The organism is Flavihumibacter sp. CACIAM 22H1, from assembly GCF_001601815.1.
In the GTDB taxonomy this organism is placed as follows: Bacteria; Bacteroidota; Bacteroidia; order Chitinophagales; family Chitinophagaceae; genus Flavihumibacter.
In genome coordinates this window covers 119135-121886 of sequence record NZ_LUKG01000006.1, presented here as the reverse complement: position 1 = coordinate 121886, position 2752 = coordinate 119135, and the positions used below count along the sequence as shown (strand labels likewise).

Annotated in this window: 3 protein-coding genes and 2 pseudogenes; 2 read left to right on the top strand and 3 right to left on the bottom strand. The window is 44.4% G+C overall.

The features are described 5' to 3' along the window. Positions 1–874: pseudogene (locus A1D16_RS03575) on the bottom strand (hypothetical protein); the annotation flags it as partial. Positions 875–1027: 153 nt separating this feature from the next. Here A1D16_RS03575 and A1D16_RS03570 point away from each other — a divergent pair. Continuing rightward, a complete protein-coding gene (locus A1D16_RS03570) occupies positions 1028–1435 on the top strand; it encodes a DoxX family protein (RefSeq protein ID WP_290707850.1) in 408 nt (135 codons plus the stop codon). 28 nt (positions 1436–1463) lie between these two features. Beyond that, a complete protein-coding gene (locus A1D16_RS03565; RefSeq protein ID WP_290707849.1) occupies positions 1464–1889 on the top strand; it encodes a thioesterase family protein in 426 nt (141 codons plus the stop codon). On the opposite strand, the gene A1D16_RS03560 is transcribed toward A1D16_RS03565, so the two are convergent. Further along, positions 1862–2410, bottom strand: coding sequence for a D-alanyl-D-alanine carboxypeptidase (locus A1D16_RS03560; RefSeq protein WP_290707848.1), 549 nt, complete (start codon positions 2408–2410; stop codon positions 1862–1864). The genes A1D16_RS03565 and A1D16_RS03560 overlap by 28 nt on opposite strands. Beyond that, a pseudogene (locus A1D16_RS03555) lies at positions 2410–2752 on the bottom strand (hypothetical protein); the annotation flags it as partial. The gene A1D16_RS03560 and the pseudogene A1D16_RS03555, both read right to left, overlap by 1 nt.

Genomic DNA, 2752 nt, shown 5'->3' with positions numbered 1-2752 from the left:
AGGACAACTCGTATTGGTCATTTCTGCCCAAAGTAGCAGAAGAGGAATATTTTTCAAGATATGGGAGGGCCTTTGTATAATCCCCTTTTTCAAACCAGCCATGTCCTACGAGTTTGGATAATTCCAGGTCATAATAGCCCTTGCTCTTATCCAGCTTATTGGTGGCATATTGTAACGCCTGCTCCTTGTCGCCGGTTATATAAAGAATGGTGGCTATGTAATAAGGAACCACATCCGCATACTGATCGGCATTTTCCACCACCCGGAAAGATTCCAGCGCCGAACGGTATTGTTTATCTTTAAAGGCAATAAAACCAAAATAATAATTGGCGTCTACATAGTGTTCGGAGCTTTTCATCTGCCGAACTGCGTCCAGCAAAGGTTTTGCCTGATCAAAACGCTGCAGATTAAAATAGCTGTATCCCTGGTGAAATTTAAGGGTTGCTACCTGGTTATTTTCCAGGTGTTCCAAAGCAGTTTTTTCATAAAAATTAACCGCGTTGAAAAAATCTTTCTGGCGATAATAATATTCTCCCAGGTGAAAACTCATGAGTTCTACCCGGCTTAAATTTTCATTCAGTTCCACATATTCCACGGCCTGTTCCAAAGCCCCTTTTTCATTCTGCATTAATCCACAGGCCAGCGTGTAATAACGAAGCTCCTGGGTATTTAATGCTTTATTGGTTTGATCGGGCTCTCTAAGGCGTTGATCTAATTCCCGGAAAATGGGATAAGCCAGGCTGTACTGCCCCCGTTGGTAATATTCTTTAGCTTGCTTAAACCCTGACTGGGGATCAGTGAAAAATCCAGTTTGTTGTGCCTGTACCACTTGAAGCACGGAACAGCACAAAATCGATGCGACGAATCTTCTCACTTGTTGTTGATTTTAATTTCAAAGGCCTCTTGAAACAGGTAAAGGTTTCAAATATTTTAATCATGACCAAATAACGTTCCAAACAACTGTGGATAATTGAAATCATTAACAATTCTTTCAATCGAGTGCTTATTTTTGAGCTAAAAATCCAGCATGAAAAAACTACTTTCCACCAGTTACCAGGAATGGGCATTCGATACAATGAGCTTTTTGATAAGAATTTTCTTCGGAGGTTTAATGCTGGTAAATCATGGCTTTCAGAAATTAGTTAAATATCCCAGCCTGCAATCAAAATTCAGCGATCCTTTTCATATAGGCTCTGACTGGTCTTTGCTGCTGGTACTGTTCGCCGAAGTATTTTGCTCCCTGCTTATTATAGCCGGTTTATTCACCCGGCTGGCAGCAATTCCCCTGGTCATTGCCATGGCAATTGCTTTTTTCCTGGCGCATAACCATGATGTTAAGGAAGGAGAAAAAGCAGCCCTGTTCCTGGCTGGTTTTCTGGCAATTTTGCTGGTTGGCCCGGGCAGAGCATCGCTCGACAGGATGATGGGTCGCTAGTAAAATTTTAACATAAGAAATCCCCAATATGTATATAGCAGAAACCCAGGTACGGGTCCGGTATGCGGAAACAGACCAGATGAATGTGGTATACCACGGCAACTATGCCCAGTATTTTGAGGTAGCCAGGGCAGAAAGCATCCGGCAACTTGGTCTTAGTTATAAAGACATGGAAGCCATTGGCATTATTATGCCGATAGTAGAGCTGCATACCAAATTCCTGCGGCCGGCTCATTACGACGACCTGTTAACAATCCGTACTACCCTGGCAAAACTCCCCGAAGACCACCGGATTGAATTTCAGCAGGAAGTATTCAACGAACAGGAAAAACTACTTACGATCGGGAAAGTAGTGCTGTACTTTATAAAAGCGGATACCCGTGAAAAAACAACCATGCCAGCAGCACTTTATGAAAAACTTGCCCCCTATTTCAGTACATCCAGCACCGAGTAAAGTTTCTTCACAGCTGCTGTGCCCGATCCCGAATAATTGTTAACTAGGATGGCCACTACATATTTTTTTCCATTGGCCGCTGTATGAAAGCCCGCAAAAGCACGGGCTCCATTGATAGAGCCGCTTTTTAACTTCATACCATTGTATACCGGAAGACCCGCATACAATTCATTAAACCAGCGTTGCCTGGCCGACCAGTACAAGGCTTTAGTGAGGGCATCGGCCGTAATCCTGTTCTGGGGAGATAATCCGCTGCCATCCATCAGTTGAAGGGCTGCGGGCTCAATACCTTTATCCTTCCAGAAACGTATCATTTGATCTACCCCATTGGAAGTGGAGGTTTCGAGGCCGGCTTTGAACGCAAGTTGTTTGACCATAGCCTCGCCATATAGATTGATACTTTTCCGAAGAAACCAGTATACAATTGAATCCATTGCAGGCGAAAAGGTTTTACCAACCGATTTCCAGGTCTGCGGGCCAGATTCAGTAGTTAAAGCCGACACAGGAATTCCCGCATCCATTAGTTTTTTTCGGAAGGTTTCAGCCAATTGCTTACCGGGATTTGGCAGGGCACCAGGCTAATAGAAAACGGGCTTTCCCCTATAGGTATGGTTCCCCGGATGATACCCTCACTGGCGCCGGGTGGTAAATAGATATATGCGTTATCGCCCGATCCTTTTGCGCCTGTTTTTACTACCGACTTCAGCAATAAGCCCGTCATTTCAGGTTTGGTACCAATTATCTGTACCGGCGCCCCTACGGAAGATCCGGCCGCCAACAGTACATCAAACTGATTTTCCCGCCAGTTTATTCCACCTGCACCTGCACCATAATAATTGCCGATATCCTGCCAGATCCAACCA